We start from the raw sequence: 17756 nt of genomic DNA, 5'->3' as shown, positions 1-17756 counted from the left end.
TGAACTATATAGGTGCATTTTTATTCTTAATGCACCTGCTTGGGTCCTGGCGGGTCGTTAGTTTGGGTCGGGTTTAGAGTCTGATAAGGAGGGTTCTAGCCAATTCTCTTGAAAATAGTGTGCTTTTTAAAGTTGGCACGTTTACTGCGTTGTATTTCTTATTGTTGGCAAAATTGTATGCAATTTGGTTTGTGTGCTGCCAGCAACTCTCAGACCAACTGACTCGTGATGAGGATGCAACATGAAAGCAGTGAAGATGATCGCCGCCGGCGCAGTCGCCGCTACTCTGGCTGGTAATGTGCTAGCCGAAAACATGCAGTGGAAGGCGCTGGGCCAGCCAGTCGCGACGGGCCTTATTCAGAACCAGAAGGAGCAACCCTTCTTTGAGAACTTTGCCGAGCGCACCGGGCTGCCGATCGATGTGGACTACAAACCGGTGGATACCACCGGGATCAAGGACACCGAAGAGCTGCGCATGCTCAAGTCCGGTTTGTTCGATATTGTTTCTATCCGTGTCTCGCAAAACTCACGTGATGAACCGGCACTGCTTGGTCTCGATCTGGTTGGTCTGAACACAGAGTATGACAAGGGCGCAAAGGTCGCAGAAGCCTATACCCCGGTGCTGGATGCGCAGCTGCAGAGTCGCTTCAATACCAAGCTGCTGGGTGTCTGGCCGTTTGGCCCTCAAATCCTTTTCTGCAACGCACCCGTTGATAGCTTTGCCGATATCAAGGGGCTGAAAGTGCGTGTCTATGACCAGAGCCTGGCCAACTTCGTTGAGTCGGTCGGCGCAACGCCGGTGCCGATCAGTTTCCCGGATGTACACCAGGCGCTGTCCACCGGTGTAATCGACTGCGCGATTACAGGTCCCAGCTCAGCCAACTCCGCCGGCTGGCCTGAAGTGGCAACCCACCAGGTACCGCTGGGGATGGGCATTGCAATGAACGGCTACGGCATTTCGCTGAAAGCCTGGAATTCGCTGGATGCTGAACAGCAGCAGAAACTGCAAGCGGCCTTCGATGAGCTCGGTGCCGAGATCTGGAGCTACTCCGAGTCGCTGTACGACGATGCGCTGAGCTGCAATACCGGTGGCGAGTGCAAGACCGGCAAACCCTTCGACCTTGTCAATGTGGATCCCACCGCGAACGACATGGAGCTGGTGAATGAAGCGCTGATCAATATCTCGCTGCCGGCCTGGGCCGAAATTTGCGATGCCTCAACCAGTGGTTGCTCCGACAACTGGAAGTCCAGTGTCGGTCCGATCATCGGCCTGAACTAAAAAGCACCCGGAGGTCACTATGTCTGCACGTATTGAAACCCTGCTGGCAACGATCTTCGGGGCGATATTTCTCGCCCTGTCGGTGCTGGTCACGGTAGAGGTGCTGGCTCGAAAGTTCTTCGGCATTGCGCTGGAGGGCTCGTTCGAGCTGGGGGGGTATGCCCTGGCGGTGGGGTCGACGCTGGCCTTCACGCTGGCACTGTTCGGACGTAATCATATCCGCATAGACATACTGCATGACCGGATGCCGGCGGCCATCCGGGCGGCATTGAACCTGATGTCGTTGTTGTTGATGGCCGCGTTTGCCGGCTTATTGGGGTATCTGTCGGTGGCTGTGATCACCGATACGCTCGATTATAGATCCACAGCCCAGACCTCCTGGGCGACACCGCTGATCTATCCACAGAGTGCCTGGTTCGCAGGCCAGGTGATCTTCATGCTGGTCAGTTTTGTGATGCTCTGCAAAGGGCTGTGGCTGCTGATTGGCGGCCGTATGGAGCAGATGAACGAAGTGTTTCATCCCAAGAGTATCAAGCAGGAGCTCGAAGAGGAGCTCGATAATATGACGGAACGTTCTGAGCAGCCTGAACGTTTAAAGGAGGTGGCTTGATGTCCGTCGCCTATGTTTTGATCGCCTTTGTGGCGATGCTGGGAATGATGTTGATCGGCATGCCTATCGCGGTCGCGATGGCGGCCGTGGGTATTATCGGCGGGGTTCTGGCCTACGGTGCTCCGTTTATGGATTCGATCTCTCCCGTGGTCTGGGGGGTACAGAATAACTTCCTGTTGACCTCCATACCCCTGTTTATCCTGCTTGGCGAGCTGCTGCTGCGTGCCGGTATCGCTGATGGCATGTACCGCGCTTTCTCTGCCTGGCTGGGTCGTTTACCCGGTGGGTTACTGCACTCGAATATCGGTACCTGTGCGCTGTTTGCGGCCACTTCCGGCTCTTCTGTAGCCACCGCCGCCACTGTGGGTACGGTGGCACTGCCGTCGCTCAATAGTCGCGGCTACCGCATGAGTACGGCGCTGGGCTCGCTGGCTGCCGGTGGCGCACTGGGCATCCTGATTCCGCCGAGCGTTAACCTGATCGTCTATGGCTCGCTGACCAACACGTCTATCGGCCAGCTGTTTGTCGGTGGCATTCTGCCGGGGATAATCCTGACACTGCTGTTCATGTTCTTTATTGCCCTGAGCAGCATCTGGACTAAAGAAGCGACCGATGCCGAGTCTGTCAGCTGGGCCGAGCGCTGGCGCTTATCCCTGGACCTGATACCGCCACTGATCGTATTTCTGGTGGTGATGGGCAGCATCTACCTGGGACTGGCCACCGCCACGGAATCTGCCGCTCTGGGCGTAGTGACGGCGCTGATTTTTGCCGGCTTGAAAAAGCGGCTGACCTGGCCGGTACTGCAGACCTGCTTTATCCAGACCGCGCGGGTCACCGGCATGATTCTGCTGATTATCACTGCGGCGTTCATTCTCAACCTGACTATCAGCCTGACGGGCGTAGCCGAGGAGATGTCTGAATGGATCACCTCGCTGGGGCTGACGCCGACCGGCTTCCTGTTCGCTTTAGTGGTGTTTTACATCGTGCTTGGCATGTTCATGGATGTGCTGTCGATGCAGGTGGCTACCATTCCTATCACTTATCCGATGGCGGTAGCGTTGGGCATCGATCCGATCTGGTTTGGCATCTTCGTGGTAATGATGTGCGAAATGGGGCTGATTACGCCGCCGGTGGGGATGAACCTCTTTGTCGTCCAGGGGATCCGTCCCGATAACGGCAGTATCGCCGATGCCATGTGGGGCGCGCTGCCGTTCGCGCTGTTGATGTTGGCGTTCACCCTGTTGCTGATCGCTGTGCCGGGTATAGTCACCTGGCTGCCAGGGTTGATGCACTAAGCGCTAAAGAGCATGCCAATGGAGTTGACCGAAATGACACCGCCTTTATGGCAACTGAGTGCGACAGCGCTCGTGGAAGGATTTAAACAGCAGCGCTGGACGCCGGTGCAGGCACTGGAATCGGTGCTGGCGCGTATGGAGGCGGTAAATCCGCAGCTGAACGCCGTAGTGGCGCTGGCGCCGGATGCGGCTGCCAGCGCAGAAGCGGCCAGCGAACGTTACCGGCGGGGAGTGCCCTGCAGTGCGCTTGATGGTGTTCCGATCAGCATCAAGGACAACCTGATGCTTAAGGGGGTGCCCTGTACCTGGGGCACCAAAGCGCTGGCCGGGGCTATCGCCGATCACGACGAACGGCCGGTAGCCCGGCTGCGTGAACTGGGTGCCGTGCTGTTCGCGAAAACCAATGTGCCCGAGTTTACGCTGGAGGGTTATACCGGTAACCCGGTCTACGGCGTCACCCGCAATCCCTGGGATCCGGCCACGACACCGGGTGGATCCAGTGGCGGTGCAGTTGCGGCGGTCGCCGCCGGCATCGGACCCCTGGCACTGTGCACCGACGGCGGCGGCTCCATCCGCCGTCCGGCGGCACACTCACATCTATTTGGCTTTAAACCGGCCATCGGTGCCATTGAGCGCGGCGAAGGCTTACCTCAGCTTCTGCTCGATATGGAGGTGGTGGGCCCGGTAGCGCGCTGTGCGGAAGATCTGGAGCTGCTTTATCTGGCCTTGTCCGATAAGCCGGGTACCGCAAAAAATGAACTGGATCAGGCATCGCCGCCGTTGCGGCGGGTGTTGAGTGTTGAGCAGCTGGGCGGAGATACCCCGGTCGATCCGCAGATCCGAACCGCGATGGCACAGGGACGTGCGCTGCTCGAGGCGCAGGGGATAGAGGTGGTGCAGGGCCCGTTACCGATCGATCTCGAAGCGCTGAATCAGTGCTGGAGTCAGGTTGGCGAGATCGGCTTGGCTCGGTTGGCGCAAAGGTATCCGCAGTGGCTGGCGATGGCCTCGGAACCATACCAGGCCATGGCTGAGCGGGGGGCGGGTGCCTCGGCGGTACAGCTTTGGCAGATACTCGATCTGTTGAACGAGCTGCGTGGGCAGATCGCCAACATCTTCACTGAGTGGGATGCGATACTGACACCGTCGATTGCCGCGCCCGCCTGGCCTGCCGAACAGCGCTTTCCGGAGCAGATCGATGGCGAAACCGTCGGGCCTCGCGGGCACGCGGTGTTTACCGGCTGGGTCAATGCGGTTGGCAGTGCGTCGATCAACCTGCCTCTGCCGGTGGAGGCCTCGGCTCCCCGTGCCGGGATGCAGTTGATCGCGCCGATGGGACGGGAGCCGGCATTGTTTGCAGTGGCGCGACGCTACCAGGCGCAAACCGATCCGGGGGCGCAGTTCTCCGGGCTATGGCAGCAGCTTGGAGCGGTTGCCAGCCCCGTGACATAATAGGCCCTTCCTTTCCGGTTAACTTCTGGCCGTATCGCCAATAATGCGGGGCTTCTGCGCGTGACTAACTTTGCCGATCTCAACCTGTGCCCCGAACTCAATGCCACGCTGGAAGCCCTGGGCTACCGGGAACCGACGCCGATCCAGGCCAAGGCGATCCCGCTGGTACTGGCGGGGCATGATCTGATCGCAGAGGCGCAGACCGGCACCGGCAAGACGGCCAGCTTCGCCCTGCCGATGATCGAGCGCCTGAGCAAACAGCCGGGTAATCCTGAATACCACGATATCCGCGGGCTGGTGCTGGTGCCGACCCGTGAGCTGGCGATCCAGGTGGGCGATAACACCCTGGAATACGGTCAGCTGCTGGGAATGCGGGTGACCTCCATCTATGGCGGGGTACGTTTCGATAACCAGATCCGCAAAATGAAACGAGGCGCCGATATCCTCGTGGCCACACCCGGCCGTCTGCTCGACATGCTGAAGCAGAAAAAGCTCACCCTGGAGCATCTGGAAATACTGGTCTTTGACGAGGCCGACCGCATGCTCGATCTGGGCTTTATCAACGAAATCAAGGCGCTGCTGGCGTTCATGCCGGAAAAGAAACAGACCCTGCTGTTTTCTGCCACGCTGGACGAAAGCGTGGAGGTGCTGGCCGATGCGCTGCTGAACGATCCGAAGCGGGTGCAAGTAGCCCCCCGCAATGCTGCCGCCAGCCAGGTCAGACAGCGGGTCTACGCCGTGGATAATGCCGACAAGGCCGATGTACTGAGCTACCTGATCAAGGGCGCGCACTGGCAGCAGACGTTGGTATTTACCCGCACCAAGCGCCGTGCGGACGAGCTCTGCGCCGCGCTGCAGGCGGACGGTATCGCAGCGCTGGCGATCCACGGTGACAAGCATCAGCGTGAACGTATTGCGGCACTGGCTGCCTTTGCCGAGGGTGACATAAGCGTGCTGGTGGCTACCGACGTGGCGGCCCGCGGTCTGGATATCGAAAGCCTGCCCCAGGTGGTCAACTACGATCTGCCCAACCAGCCGCAGGACTATGTTCACCGCATCGGCCGTACCGGTCGTGCCGGTCAGAAAGGCCTGGCGGTTTCGCTGGTCGGCCCCGATGAGCGTCGCTTCCTCAAGCCAATCTCGGAGCTGATCAACAAGCCGCTGCAGCTGCAGCCGGTGCCGGTGGCGGAAAACGGCAAGCTGGTGGATGGCAAGGCGCTGCCGGACAAGCAGTCGGGCGCGAAAGCCAAGACGAAAGCGAGGCCGGGCAAGGGTGGCAAGAAACCCAAGCCCGCAGCGAAAAACGCCCCGCAACCGACAGAAGAGAAAGCGCCCAGCCGCTCCGCCGGCCGGCGTTCGCTGTTTTCGAAATAGCCAGCTTAACGGCCCGGTCGCAGCTGCCTGAACTTGAGCCGGTAGCGCGCCGGCGTGATGCCGGTCATGCGCTTGAACAGGCGCCGGAAAGAGGCGGGATCCGTGTAGCCCACCTCGGCGCCGATCTGCTCGGTACCCATCTCCGTGGCCTCCAGCATCTGTTTCGCCTCTTCTATTCTCAATGTCTGAACATATTCAATGGGCGTGTAGCCGGTGGCGGCCTGGAAGCGCCGTTTGAACGTGCGCTCGGCCAGGCCTGACTGCGCCACCATCCGTTCGACCGGATTATCCAGCTCGTAATTGTTGGCTATCCACGCCTGCACCTGGTCGATAATCGCATCGCTGTGGCTCGCCGGGCGGGTTATCGCGGCAAAAGGCAACTGGCCGTCACTGCGATCGCCCAGCAGAAAGACCTTGGATGAACGTGTGGCTTCCTCGGCCCCGCAGAAGTGGGCGATCAGGTAGAGTGCGAGCTCAATCCAGGACGAGGCACCACCGGCGGTGACGATACGATGGCTGGCGCCGGTCAGTGACAGGATGCGCTCCGGTTTCAGCTGCACCCGCGGATAATACTCTCTGAACTGCGTCGCTATGCCCCAGTGGGTGGTGGCTTCAAGGCCATCCAGCAGTCCCGCCTCGGCCAGCAGCAAGCCACCGGTGCAGACGGAGGTGACCAGGGCGCCACCTGCGTACTGCCGAGCCAGCCAGCGGCTGGCACCGGGCCAGCGCCCGCGCGGATCGGTAGCAGTGTCCAGCAGCAGGTCGGTGGCGACGATCAGGTCATATTGCCGATTCGATGCGAAGGTTGCTGTTGGTTTGACCGGGGTATCCATGGCGCACTGGGTGACCTCTTTGGTATCGGCCACCAGCCAGGGATGCATGTGCACCTGGCCTGCTCGTTGCCCCGTCATCGACTCCCAGGCGTGACCGACGCTGGCGAATATCTCATGCAGGCTATAGAGCGCCGCCGGTGCGGTTTCGGGCACGACAATCAGTGCAACCTCAATGATATCGGGTGAACTCTTCATCTGTTCAGGGTGGCACAAATGCCACGTTTTAGTCTTTTTTCACGCTCGTTGGCCAGTGGGCGCGGGCGTACCTTTTCAGTGTCGGTGCTTGCAAAAGCACACCTCCAACGACAGGTCTAAAAACAGAGGTAATTCTTAATGACGACACTGAATATTAACCCGCCCCCGACCTTTGACCAGGCACGCGCGGATGCATTTGCCGATCGCATCGTCGCAACACTGGATGCCGGCGCCGTTTCCGTAATGCTGTCGATAGGACATCGCACCGGACTGCTGGCGCGGATGGCGCAGCTGTCGCCATCCACCAGCGTGGAAATCGCTGCCGCCAGTGATTTGAATGAGCGTTACGTGCGCGAGTGGCTGGCCTGCATGGTGACCGGCGGGATTATCGACTACCGGCCCGAGGATCGGACCTACTCGCTGCCACAGGAACATGCAGCCAGTATCACCCCGGAGGGTGCACTGGGTAATCTGGCGGTCTACAGCCAGCACATCGCGTTGCTGGGCCGCGTGCAGGATTCGATTCTGCAGCGCTTTGAAACCGGTGAGGGCACAAGCTACGGCGACTATCCCTGTTTCCACTCGATCATGGCGGAAGATAGTGCGATGACGGTTCTGAGCCAGGTCTTTGACACCCTGCTGCCGCTGGCGGAAGGGCTTTCGGAGCGGCTGGAGCAGGGCATTGATGTGCTCGATGCCGGCTGCGGCCGCGGCAAGGTGTTGATCGCCCTTGCACGCCGTTTTCCCAACAGCCGGTTTACCGGTTACGACCTGTGTGACGATGCCATCACCGCTGCCAGCGGGGAGGTTACGGCACTGGGTATAAGCAATATCCGTTTCGGCGTCCGTGATCTCACCTATTTCGGTGCGGATCAGCAGTTCGACCTGATCACATCCTTCGATGCGGTGCATGATCAGAAGGATCCTGATGAACTGGTGCGCTCCTACCACCGGGCCCTGCGTCATGGGGGTGTTTACCTGATGCAGGATATCGGCGGTTCGGCCTATCTTGAAAACAATCTGGAGTTTCCGCTGGCGTCGCTGCTGTATGCGATCTCCTGTTGCCACTGCATGCCGATCTCGCTCGGCCAGGGTGGCCAGGGGTTGGGTACCCTGTGGGGCTGGGAAACCGCAGAGCGGATACTGCATGACGCAGGTTTCGCCTCCGTGGAACGCCATACCCTGGAGCATGACCCGACCAACGTCTGGTTCGTGTCTACCAAAAGCTGATTGAGCAATCGTTGCGCCCGCCGGGCGCAACGTACAAACGGGAGGAAAAGATGGAGATCAAACTCTACCAGGTCGATGCGTTTGCATCGCGCTGCTTTGAGGGCAATCCGGCAGCGGTTTGCCCTCTTGAACACTGGCTGGACGACGCGTTGATGCAGGCGATTGCGGCCGAGAACAACCTGGCCGAAACCGCGTTTTTTGTACCCGTCGATGCCGGCTTCGAGATCCGCTGGTTCACACCTGCCTGCGAAGTGGATCTGTGTGGACACGCCACGCTCGCCAGTGCCTGGGTGCTGTTCAACTGCCTCGACTACGGCGCGGAACGGGTGACCTTCCAGTCGCGCAGTGGACCACTGCAGGTCAGCCGGCAGGGGGACTGGCTGGAGCTGGATTTCCCGGCGGTGACGCCGGCGCCCTGCGAAACGCCCCCGGCGCTGAAAAGCGCATTTTCCGTCGAACCCCGAGCCTGTTTGTGTGGCGACGATTATCTGCTGGTGTTTGACCGGGAGCAGGCGGTGATCGGGGCGCAGCCGGATCTGGAAAAACTGCGCTCGCTGGGTGCACGGGGCGTGATCATTACCGCGCCGTCCCAGCGTTATGACTTTGTCTGCCGGTTCTTTGCGCCCAAGCTTGGCATCGATGAAGACCCGGTGACCGGCTCCGCTTTTACCCAGTTGATCCCCTACTGGGCGGCGCGATTGGAGAAGGCGAAGCTGAGCGCAAAGCAGGTATCCTCGCGTGGCGGAGAGGTAGGCTGCGAGCTGGCCGGTGAACGGGTGAAAATCCGGGGCCGGGCTGTTCTCTACCTGGTTGGCAGCATCCAGATCTGATCCGGGGCGGTTGGGTGGGCTCCGGAGTCCGGGGGCCTGACGCTGAAGTGTCAGATTGCGCCTGTATAAAGGGCAGTGTCCCAACAGCGCTTTTTGATAGCCAGCTAAGGTGCCGCCATGAACCGGTCAGTGCTTTTGGATCTGTTACGAATCTTCGCCATCGCGTTGGTTTTTATCGCTCATTTCGGTCAGCTGCTGGGTACCTCCGCCGGCGGCTTTTTCGGTATCAAGAATTTCTATTATGTGAGCCTCGGCGGCGTCGGCGTCAGTCTGTTTCTGATCCTCTCCGGCGTGCTGGCGGGGCTCACGAGTTCGACCGGGAAAACCGGGTACCTCACCTACCAGCTGAAAAAGCTGCTGCGTATCTATCCCCTGTATCTGCTGTCGGTGCCGCTGGCGATGATCGGCTACCTGCTTGGCGATCTGCTGCTTAACGGCGATCTGCCGGTGCTGTTTCCCAACGGTTTTGGCATCGATCTGCTGGGCAGCCTGACCGGATTTTACGCCTGGATGGGGCTCTGGGGCGGCCCCTACAACGCGCCGAGCTGGTTTATCGCGTTGATCATCGTCATGTACCTGCTGTTTCCGCCGCTTTACCAGATGCTGAAACGCTGGCCCCATCGGGTGCTGCTGGCAACCTTCCTTATCAGTGTTGTCTCGCGGATCTACGTCGGGCAGCAGGGCGTCCCCTTTGTCGATGAGGGCCTATATGGCAGCGTTGAAAGCTGGGTATACCGGCAGTTTGGTTTTATGCCGGGTCGCCCCGGTGACTGGTTTCCGCCCTGCCGCCTGTTTGAGTTTGCGCTGGGCATCTACCTGGCGATTATCCTGCCGGGGTCTGTCTGGAGCTGGCTGAAAGCTGGTTTTCTGGCTCGACCCGTGCACTATCTCAGCGACCTCTCCTTTGCACTCTTCCTGCTGCATTACCCCTTCCTGTTCCTGGTGGTGTGGCTGGAGGAGCTGGGGTTGCCGCTGCCGTTGTCGATCGGTTTATACCTGGTGCTGCTGATGGCGCTGGCGCACGGGGTCGACAGACTGGATCAGCGCTTGCCGCGCAAAGCGGTTCTCGGGTGGTTGAGCCCTGGGCGTAAAAGCCGTTACGCTGCGCAGCATTAACCTGCCCACCTGGAGCAGGCCTAAACTGGCGGGAGCCCGTAATGAGCCGACCTCTTAGAATCGATTTCGTATCCGATATTGTCTGCCCCTGGTGTGCTATCGGCCTGCATAGCCTGCTACAGGCGCTGCAGCAGCTTGGCGACGAGGTGTCTGCAGAGATCTATTTTCACCCGTTCGAACTGACCCCTGATATGCCGGCGGAAGGGGAGCGGGTTATACCCTATCTCTGCCACAAGTACGGCATGAGCGAGGTGGAGGTGGCGCACAACCAGGCTCATATCACCGAGCGTGGTGCGCAGCTTGGATTCGCGTTCGATTTCCGCGCCGACAGCCGCAAGTGGAATACTTTCCATACTCACCGTCTGCTCCACTGGGCCGGCGAGCAGGGGCGTGACCAACAGCTGGCACTGAAACTCGCACTGTTTGAGGCCTACTTCAGCCGCAATCTCAATCCGTCCGATCGGACGCTGTTGTGTGAGCTGGCAGCAGAGGCAAGCCTGGATGCCGCCGAGGCGGGCCGGGTCTACGACAGTGGCGAATACGCCGAGGCGGTGCGCAGTGAAGAGCGTCTCTGGCAGCAGCGTGGTGTCAGTTCGGTGCCGGCGATCGTTTTCGATCAGCGTTACCTGGTCTCCGGTGGTCAGCCGGTAGAGACCTTCGTGCAGGTGATCCGTGATCTCCCCAGTGAGGCGGTTTGAGCGCGTGCCTGGCGATCCCCGGTACCTGCTCGTGGCGGGTATTTATGGTCTTGCGGAGCCGCTGGAGTGTATGAAAGCGGCGGGCGACAGGTAGGTAAGAGTAAAAACGCTAATATTAGGGAAACTGCGCATAGGTCGAGTGCGTTGCGACCTGACCGGGGCACCCGGTTAATACGGGGTGTTAGTCGTGACGCCTTGTCCTGCTGTTATCAAGGGAGGAGCGTGAATGAAATCTTCGATTCTGGCTGTCGGGCTTAGCGCGCTGTGGCTGACAGGTTGCGCCGGGCCGTCCTACTGGCACGAACCTCCGGAGGCTTCTGCCGGTCCGCAGCAGGCCGATACCTGGCAGGGGCTGGTGCGTAATGGTCCGCTGCACTATTACGGTCGTGACCGCCTGATGCGACCGATCTCTGTCCGTTGTGCTGCCTACACCGATCTGGTCAGCCTGACCCGTAACGGGGACAGGCTGGAGGTCAGTCTGGGCAGTGATCCGGCGCTCGCGTTTGAGACAGGTATAGATGCCGATGGCCGCTTCAGCCGGGTTCAACCGGTCCAGGGTGACACCTGGGTTTACGGCGGTGTCATGCTGTTAGATACCTCGCCGATGATGCATGTCTGGGGGCAGCTGGACGAAACAACGGGGTTGGGCACCGGCCGGGTCAACGTATCGCCGGGGGATGAACGGCTCGGCTGTGTCGGTTATTTTGAGGTCAGTCGTAACAGCGCAGCACCGGACGAGGCCGAGCGCGGCGATGCGTTCAAAATACGTTACTGGATCGATGAGGTGGACAGGTTCGATGAGCCCTGGGTGTTTGGCATCCACCGCAACCGTTTCCCTGGGTTCTGGGGTTTCTAGCGGCGTTGAGGATAGCTTGGGGGGGGGCTTGGGAAGCCACGAACAGGTTCGTGGATTCCCAGCGGCACAGGGCCAGATTAAACAGAGTCAGTCATGCAAAGTGGGGAAGGAGGCAAACGCCTTCTGTACCTCTGAAATCGGCAGGTTGGTGAGTTTCTTGTCGATGTCACCACGCAGATGCTGACGCACGTGGTCATCCATCGCGTCCCGCACCAGGCCTAAAAAGTGGGGCGGTGCTGACAGGTAAAATCCCTTGATCTCATTAGTGTCCACGGCGCTACGCAGCTTGGCGACAATATCGCGGGCGAAGCGTTTGTCTTCGGTTTCCCTGGCTGAGGTTTTTGTCGCGATACTTTGGGCATCGGTCACCAGGTCGCTTTCCTTAACCCGGGCCTGTGGGTGTACCAGATTCGTCAGCTCTTCCAGCCCTCCGCGGGGTTTCTCCTGAGAATAAATAACAGCTTTAGACGCATCTGCAACGACTATCCAATCCGGCATAGCACACCTCTTATTTTGGTTTTTCGAACGGGGCGGCTTCCTGTCCTGCACTCCTCTCTTCGGTAGGGCTTTATCCAAGCGACAAGACCCTGAGCAATGGCGTTCCATCCAGCAGCCACTTCTTTATTTGTAGACCAATTTGACGCTATCAGCCTCTGTTATGCGCCCGTCTGGGGCGAAACAGCACCAGTCTGGAAAGGTCGCTTACGGCGACTCGGGGTAAGTGTTTGATTTGTCTTGTTGGGGCTATGGCATACCTGCTGCATGAACTCTGCTGTATCATCACGCGCTGTTTCATCTGGGCTTACCGGCCCAAAGAGTGAAACGCAGGTGGAGAATTCAAAAGATTCTTATCCACATCACATTTTCGCCTCGGACCGCCACAAGCGGAGGGAGTCGTACACATGGTTACTACACATCGCTGGCTTTCCATTCTGGAAGGCTGTCTGCTCGTTGCCTTGGGCATACATCTGCTGGAAACCTCGGATCTGCTGATCAGCGGCACTGCGGGTATGGGCCTGATCCTGAAGCAGGTTACGCAGCTGAGTTTCGGACAATTGTTTTTTCTGTTGAACCTGCCGTTTTATCTGCTGGCACTACGCTGTCTAGGCTGGGCTTTTGCCTGGCGCACCTTTATCGCCGTCAGCATGCTGGCGGGACTGTCCGAGTTGATGCGGCTCTGGGCCGATTTCACTATGGAGCCGATACTGGCGGCGGTGCTTGGCGGCATGCTGGTGGGGTTTGGCCTGATTATCCTGTTTCGTCACCAGGCATCGCTCGGCGGTGTGAATATCCTCGCGATCTATCTTGAGAAGCGGTTCGATATCCATGCCGGCAAAACCACCCTGGGCTGTGATCTGCTGATCGGCGCCTGCGGCTTTGCGGTCTATTCGCCGCTGCAGATGGCCTGGTCCCTGGCGGTGTTTCTGGCGTTGAGCTCAGTGGTCGGCCGCTATCACCGTCCACCGCGCTGGGCGCGGGTGCCGCAGCAGGTCGGCTGAAGGGGCTGATAAGCGTCGTATCAAACAAAGGTTGAGTTGCTTCGCCAGGCCGTTGATTTTATGTTGTCCGTCACAACAAATAGACAGCATAAGGCAGCGGTATGAGTTATCTGAAGCAGTATCCAAACCATGACGGCTATTTCGGTGATTTCGGCGGTGCGTTTCTGCCGCCGGAGCTGGAGTCCCAGTTCGCCGAGATCAACAAGGCGTATCTGGCGCTGGGCCGTTCAGCGGATTTTCTCAATGAGCTGCGTTATATCCGTAAGCACTACCAGGGCCGCCCGACACCGGTTTACTACGCCCGCAATCTGAGCCGCGAAACCGGCGCGCAGATCTACCTCAAGCGTGAAGACCTGAACCACTCTGGCGCTCACAAGCTCAACCACTGCATGGCGGAAGCGCTGCTGGCCAAGCATATGGGCAAGACCAAGCTGATTGCCGAAACCGGTGCCGGCCAGCACGGCGTGGCTTTGGCCACTGCTGCCGCCTATTTCGGCATGGAGTGCGAGATCCATATGGGCGAGATCGATATCGCCAAGGAGTCACCCAACGTCACCCGCATGAAGCTGCTGGGTGCCGAGGTGGTGCCGGTGGGCTTTGGCGGTCGCAGCCTTAAAGAGGCGGTGGATTCTGCGTTCCAGTCCTATCTGGGGCAGGCGGAAACGGCTCTGTTCGCGATCGGCTCTGTGGTCGGTCCGCATCCCTTCCCGCTGATGGTGCGCGACTTCCAGTCCGTGATCGGTACCGAAGCCAAGGAGCAGTTCCTGGAGCTGGTTGGCGAGCTGCCGGACCAGGTCGGTGCCTGTGTCGGTGGCGGTTCCAACGCCATGGGCATCTTCAGTGCCTTCCTCGATGACGAGGGCGTCAGCCTTAACGGTGTCGAGCCGCTGGGCAAGGGCACCAAGCTGGGAGAGCACTCGGCCACCATGACCTTCGGTAAGCCCGGCATGATTCACGGCTTCAAATGCCTGCTGTTGAGCGACGAGGAAGGCAATCCGGCACCGGTTCACTCTATCGCCTCGGGTCTAGATTATCCGGGCGTGGGTCCGGAGCACTCCTTCCTGAAGACATCGGGCCGCGTTAACTACCACGCCATCAGCGATGATGAAACGCTGGATGCCTTCTACAAGCTGTCACGCATGGAGGGAATCATCCCGGCACTGGAAAGCGCCCATGCGGTCGCCTGGGCAATGAAGCACGGCCGCGAAAATCCGGGCGAGACGATCCTGATCAACCTGTCCGGCCGCGGTGACAAGGATATCGATTACGTCAGCGAGAATTTCGGCTTCGAAGCCCGCTGATCCTGGCAGGTTTTCTGTACGGGGTACGTCCCCGTGCCGATTGAGGTTGGCACGATGGTTATTTAAAACAGGGCGGTCGATCGCGAAGGGGCCGTCGCTCCTGCCACTAGGTGATTTGTACATATCAACAAAAAGCCCGCCTGTGAAAAGGCGGGCTTTTTAGTTCATCGACCGAAGCTGCTGATTACAACGCTTCGATCTTGGCGCATTGCTCCTGCAGCTTGGCCTGGGATGCCTGAGCAGCGGCAATCTTCTCGCGCTCCTTGGCGACCACGGCCTCCGGGGCGTTGGCGACGAACTTCTCGTTGGACAGCTTGCCTTCCACGCGCTTGATCTCGCCGGTGAGGCGGTCGATCTCTTTCTGCAGACGGGCCAGTTCCGCTTCCTTGTCGATCAGGTCGGCCATCGGCACCAGTACTTCCATGGAGCCTACCAGCTGAGTGGCGGACATCGGTGCGTCTTCCGGGTTGTCCAGCCAGGTCAGGGAGCTGAGCTTGGCCAGTTTCTTCAGGAAGGCGGCGTTCTCTTCCATGCGGCGCTTGTCATCGGCGTCGCCGTGAGCGAACAGCAGATCCAGGTCCTGGGACGGCGCGATCTTCATCTCGCCGCGGATGTTACGCACGCCGGTGATAACACCCTTGAGCCACTCGATATCGGTTTCCGCCTGGGCGTCGATCTTGCTCTCTTCGGCTACCGGGTAGGACTTCAGCATGATGGTGTCGCCATCGGTGCCGGCCAGTTCCTTGATCGCCTGCCAGATCTCTTCGGTGAGGAACGGCATGATCGGGTGCGCCAGACGCAGGATCGCTTCCAGCACGCGCACCAGGGTGCGACGGGTGCCGCGTTTGGCTTCCGCGGAGGCGTTTTCGTCCCATAGAACCGGCTTGGACAGTTCCAGGTACCAGTCGCAGTACTGGTTCCAGACGAAGTCGTAGATGGTCTGCGCCGCCAGGTCGAAGCGGAACTCGTCCATATGCTTGGTGACGGTGCTTTCTGCGCGCTGCAGCTCGCTGATAATCCAGCGGTCCGCCAGGGACAGGTCTACATTTCCACCGTTCTGGCCGCAGTCTTCGCCTTCGGTGTTCATCTGCACGTAACGGGCAGCGTTCCAGATCTTGTTACAGAAGTTGCGGTAACCTTCCAGACGTTTCATATCCCAGTTGATATCGCGGCCGGTGGAGGCCAGCGCCGCCAGGGTAAAGCGCAGGGCGTCGGTGCCGTGAGCGGCGATCCCTTCCGGGAACTGCTTTTCGGTACGCTTGCCGATCTTCTCGGCCAGCTGCGGCTGCATCATGTTGCCGGTACGTTTTTCCAGCAGTTCCGGCAGACCGATACCGTCGATCATGTCCAGCGGGTCGAGTACGTTACCCTTGGACTTGGACATCTTGTCGCCGCTCTCGTCGCGGATCAGACCGGTCACGTAGACGTTCTTGAACGGTACCTGCGGCTTGCCGTCCTCGTCCTTCATGAAGTGCAGCGTGAACATGATCATGCGTGCAACCCAGAAGAAGATGATGTCGAAGCCGGTGACCAGCGTATCGGTCGGGTGGAAGGTCTTCAGACGATCGGTATTTTCCGGCCAGCCGAGGGTGCCGAAGGTCCACAGCGCGGAGCTGAACCAGGTGTCGAGCACGTCGTCGTCCTGGCGCAGCTCAAGCTCCAGGTCCAGGCCGTATTTCTCGCGGGCGGCTTCGGCGGAGGCGGCGACATAGACGTTGCCGGCATCGTCATAGAACGCCGGGATACGGTGACCCCACCATAGCTGACGGGAGATACACCAGTCCTGAATGTCGCGCATCCAGGCGAAGTACATGTTTTCGTACTGCTTGGGCACGAACTTGATATCGCCATCCTCGACCGCCTTGATCGCCGGCTTGGCCAGGGTCTTGGCATCGCAGAACCACTGGTCGGTCAGCATCGGCTCGATCACCACGCCGCCACGGTCGCCGTAGGGCACGGTCATATCGTTTTCATCGATCTTGACCAGCAGGCCCGCTTCTTCCATATCGGCAACGATCTGCTTACGCGCGGCGAAGCGCTCCATGCCGTGATATTTCTCCGGCAGACTCGGATCCAGTTCGTTGTTAACGCTGCCGTCGAAGTTGAACACCTGGGCTTCATCGCGGATATCGGCGTTCAGGGTCAGCACGTTGATCATCGGCAGCTGCTGACGCTGACCAACCTGGTAGTCGTTGAAGTCGTGCGCCGGGGTGATCTTCACGCAGCCGGTACCCTTCTCCATGCTGGCGTGTTCGTCAGCGACGATGGGGATGCGGCGGCCGGTCAGGGGCAGTGCCACGAACTTGCCGACCAGGTTGTCGTAACGTTCGTCTTCCGGGTTAACCGCTACACCGGTGTCACCGAGCAGGGTTTCCGGACGGGTGGTACCAACGACGATGTAATCCAGGCCGTCTTTGGTCTTTTCGCCATCGGCCAGCGGGTAGCGCAGGTACCACATCTTGCCTTTGACTTCGCGGTTCTCCACTTCCAGGTCGGAGATGGCGGTGTGCAGTTTCGGATCCCAGTTGACCAGGCGCTTGCCGCGGTAGATCAGACCTTCATCGTGCAGGCGGATAAATACTTCCTGCACCGCGTGGTAGAAACCGGAGTCCATGGTGAAACGTTCGGTAGGCCAGTCAACCGAGTTACCCAGGCGGCGCATCTGACCGGTGATGGTGCCACCGGACTGCTCTTTCCACTCCCAGACCTTCTCGATAAACGCATCGCGGCCCAGGTCGTAGCGGCTCTCGCCGGTTTCGGCGGCCAGCTTGCGCTCAACAACCATCTGGGTGGCGATACCGGCGTGGTCGGTGCCGACCTGCCACAGGGTGTTGCGGCCCTGCATACGACGGTAGCGGATCAGAGAATCCATGATAGTGTGCTGGAAGGCGTGGCCCATGTGCAGGCTGCCGGTGACGTTGGGCGGCGGGATCATGATGCTGTAGGCATCACCTTCGCCGGAAGGGGCGAAGTAGCCCTTCTCTTCCCAGGTCTGGTACCAGGATTTCTCGATCTCGTGGGGCTGGTAGGTCTTGTCCATTGGGTCCGTATCTCTGATCGTTTTGGCCACTCGGGTGGCTGCCGGACTCGGGCTCGGCGTGTATGCCTGAAACAGCTGGCGTACACGGGGCGTCGGCAACTCGGTCGAAACCGGGCATTATACAGGCTGGGGGAGGGCGATTACAGGG

15 protein-coding genes are annotated in these 17756 nt (G+C 59.6%); 12 read left to right on the top strand and 3 right to left on the bottom strand.

The features are described 5' to 3' along the window. Positions 1 to 241 precede the first annotated feature (241 nt). The 5 genes from ACQUQP_RS18835 to ACQUQP_RS18815 are packed head-to-tail and all read left to right on the top strand — an operon-like array spanning position 242 to position 6010. The gene (locus tag ACQUQP_RS18835) at positions 242 to 1279 is read left to right on the top strand and encodes a TRAP transporter substrate-binding protein (protein ID WP_432696568.1); all 1038 of its coding nucleotides are present in this window, start codon (positions 242 to 244) and stop codon (positions 1277 to 1279) included. A 19-nt stretch (positions 1280 to 1298) separates the two neighbouring features. Further along, on the top strand, positions 1299 to 1889 hold the full coding sequence (locus ACQUQP_RS18830; RefSeq protein WP_432696567.1) for a TRAP transporter small permease subunit: 591 nt from the start codon (positions 1299 to 1301) through the stop codon (positions 1887 to 1889). Continuing rightward, entirely contained in the window at positions 1889 to 3184 is a 1296-nt protein-coding gene (locus ACQUQP_RS18825) for a TRAP transporter large permease (protein WP_432696566.1), read from the top strand. Before ACQUQP_RS18830 ends, ACQUQP_RS18825 begins: the two co-directional genes overlap by 1 nt. Positions 3185 to 3202: 18 nt before the next feature. After that, positions 3203 to 4636 carry an amidase gene (locus ACQUQP_RS18820; protein ID WP_432696565.1) on the top strand — a complete coding sequence of 478 codons (1434 nt, stop codon included), beginning with the start codon at positions 3203 to 3205 and terminating at the stop codon, positions 4634 to 4636. A gap of 60 nt (positions 4637 to 4696) precedes the next feature. After that, positions 4697 to 6010, top strand: a complete 1314-nt coding sequence (locus ACQUQP_RS18815) for a DEAD/DEAH box helicase (protein WP_432696564.1) — start codon at positions 4697 to 4699, stop codon at positions 6008 to 6010. Positions 6011 to 6015: 5 nt separating this feature from the next. Here the strand turns inward: ACQUQP_RS18815 and ACQUQP_RS18810 are convergent, their stop codons facing one another. Continuing rightward, a complete protein-coding gene (locus ACQUQP_RS18810) occupies positions 6016 to 7038 on the bottom strand; it encodes a GlxA family transcriptional regulator (RefSeq protein ID WP_432696563.1) in 1023 nt (340 codons plus the stop codon). A 138-nt stretch (positions 7039 to 7176) separates the two neighbouring features. Here ACQUQP_RS18810 and ACQUQP_RS18805 point away from each other — a divergent pair, with 138 nt between their 5' ends. From ACQUQP_RS18805 to ACQUQP_RS18785, 5 genes are all read left to right on the top strand, one after another. Beyond that, on the top strand, positions 7177 to 8268 hold the full coding sequence (locus ACQUQP_RS18805) for a class I SAM-dependent methyltransferase (protein WP_432696562.1): 1092 nt from the start codon (positions 7177 to 7179) through the stop codon (positions 8266 to 8268). Between the two features lie 50 nt (positions 8269 to 8318). After that, positions 8319 to 9098 (top strand): PhzF family phenazine biosynthesis protein, encoded by a 780-nt coding sequence (locus ACQUQP_RS18800; protein ID WP_432696561.1) that lies wholly within the window; start codon positions 8319 to 8321, stop codon positions 9096 to 9098. Positions 9099 to 9215: 117 nt separating this feature from the next. Then, positions 9216 to 10214, top strand: coding sequence for an acyltransferase family protein (locus tag ACQUQP_RS18795; RefSeq protein WP_432696560.1), 999 nt, complete (start codon positions 9216 to 9218; stop codon positions 10212 to 10214). 41 nt (positions 10215 to 10255) lie between these two features. After that, entirely contained in the window at positions 10256 to 10912 is a 657-nt protein-coding gene (locus tag ACQUQP_RS18790) for a DsbA family oxidoreductase (RefSeq protein ID WP_432696559.1), read from the top strand. A 226-nt stretch (positions 10913 to 11138) separates the two neighbouring features. After that, the gene (locus tag ACQUQP_RS18785; RefSeq protein WP_432696558.1) at positions 11139 to 11768 is read left to right on the top strand and encodes a hypothetical protein; all 630 of its coding nucleotides are present in this window, start codon (positions 11139 to 11141) and stop codon (positions 11766 to 11768) included. Positions 11769 to 11855: 87 nt separating this feature from the next. On the opposite strand, the gene ACQUQP_RS18780 is transcribed toward ACQUQP_RS18785, so the two are convergent. After that, positions 11856 to 12266 (bottom strand): host attachment protein, encoded by a 411-nt coding sequence (locus tag ACQUQP_RS18780; RefSeq protein WP_432696557.1) that lies wholly within the window; start codon positions 12264 to 12266, stop codon positions 11856 to 11858. 404 nt (positions 12267 to 12670) lie between these two features. On the opposite strand from ACQUQP_RS18780, the gene ACQUQP_RS18775 reads away from it, so the two are divergent. Both ACQUQP_RS18775 and trpB read left to right on the top strand, forming a co-directional pair. Continuing rightward, positions 12671 to 13267 carry a YitT family protein gene (locus ACQUQP_RS18775; RefSeq protein ID WP_432696556.1) on the top strand — a complete coding sequence of 199 codons (597 nt, stop codon included), beginning with the start codon at positions 12671 to 12673 and terminating at the stop codon, positions 13265 to 13267. 101 nt (positions 13268 to 13368) lie between these two features. Continuing rightward, the gene (gene trpB, locus ACQUQP_RS18770; protein WP_432696555.1) at positions 13369 to 14568 is read left to right on the top strand and encodes a tryptophan synthase subunit beta; all 1200 of its coding nucleotides are present in this window, start codon (positions 13369 to 13371) and stop codon (positions 14566 to 14568) included. 184 nt (positions 14569 to 14752) lie between these two features. On the opposite strand, the gene ACQUQP_RS18765 is transcribed toward trpB, so the two are convergent. Continuing rightward, complete coding sequence (locus ACQUQP_RS18765) at positions 14753 to 17608, bottom strand: valine--tRNA ligase (protein ID WP_432696554.1); 2856 nt, start codon at positions 17606 to 17608, stop codon at positions 14753 to 14755. Between the last annotated feature and the right edge of the window lie 148 nt (positions 17609 to 17756).

The sequence above is a fragment of the Marinobacterium sp. YM272 genome (assembly GCF_050908845.1).
Classification (GTDB): Bacteria; Pseudomonadota; Gammaproteobacteria; order Pseudomonadales; family Balneatricaceae; genus Marinobacterium_D.
This window is presented reverse-complemented; position numbering and strand designations above follow the sequence as displayed.

What these genes read in the sequence shown, in the direction of transcription:
- ACQUQP_RS18800 (WP_432696561.1), top strand. Translation starts at nt 8,319, where the DNA reads ATGGAGATCAAACTCTACCAGGTCGATGCGTTTGCATCGCGCTGCTTT.
- ACQUQP_RS18795 (WP_432696560.1), top strand. Translation starts at nt 9,216, where the DNA reads ATGAACCGGTCAGTGCTTTTGGATCTGTTACGAATCTTCGCCATCGCG.
- ACQUQP_RS18775 (WP_432696556.1), top strand. Translation starts at nt 12,671, where the DNA reads ATGGTTACTACACATCGCTGGCTTTCCATTCTGGAAGGCTGTCTGCTC.
- ACQUQP_RS18805 (WP_432696562.1), top strand. Translation starts at nt 7,177, where the DNA reads ATGACGACACTGAATATTAACCCGCCCCCGACCTTTGACCAGGCACGC.
- ACQUQP_RS18820 (WP_432696565.1), top strand. Translation starts at nt 3,203, where the DNA reads ATGGAGTTGACCGAAATGACACCGCCTTTATGGCAACTGAGTGCGACA.
- ACQUQP_RS18810 (WP_432696563.1), bottom strand. Translation starts at nt 7,038, where the DNA reads ATGAAGAGTTCACCCGATATCATTGAGGTTGCACTGATTGTCGTGCCC.
- ACQUQP_RS18835 (WP_432696568.1), top strand. Translation starts at nt 242, where the DNA reads ATGAAAGCAGTGAAGATGATCGCCGCCGGCGCAGTCGCCGCTACTCTG.
- ACQUQP_RS18790 (WP_432696559.1), top strand. Translation starts at nt 10,256, where the DNA reads ATGAGCCGACCTCTTAGAATCGATTTCGTATCCGATATTGTCTGCCCC.
- ACQUQP_RS18785 (WP_432696558.1), top strand. Translation starts at nt 11,139, where the DNA reads ATGAAATCTTCGATTCTGGCTGTCGGGCTTAGCGCGCTGTGGCTGACA.
- ACQUQP_RS18825 (WP_432696566.1), top strand. Translation starts at nt 1,889, where the DNA reads ATGTCCGTCGCCTATGTTTTGATCGCCTTTGTGGCGATGCTGGGAATG.
- trpB (WP_432696555.1), top strand. Translation starts at nt 13,369, where the DNA reads ATGAGTTATCTGAAGCAGTATCCAAACCATGACGGCTATTTCGGTGAT.
- ACQUQP_RS18830 (WP_432696567.1), top strand. Translation starts at nt 1,299, where the DNA reads ATGTCTGCACGTATTGAAACCCTGCTGGCAACGATCTTCGGGGCGATA.
- ACQUQP_RS18780 (WP_432696557.1), bottom strand. Translation starts at nt 12,266, where the DNA reads ATGCCGGATTGGATAGTCGTTGCAGATGCGTCTAAAGCTGTTATTTAT.
- ACQUQP_RS18765 (WP_432696554.1), bottom strand. Translation starts at nt 17,608, where the DNA reads ATGGACAAGACCTACCAGCCCCACGAGATCGAGAAATCCTGGTACCAG.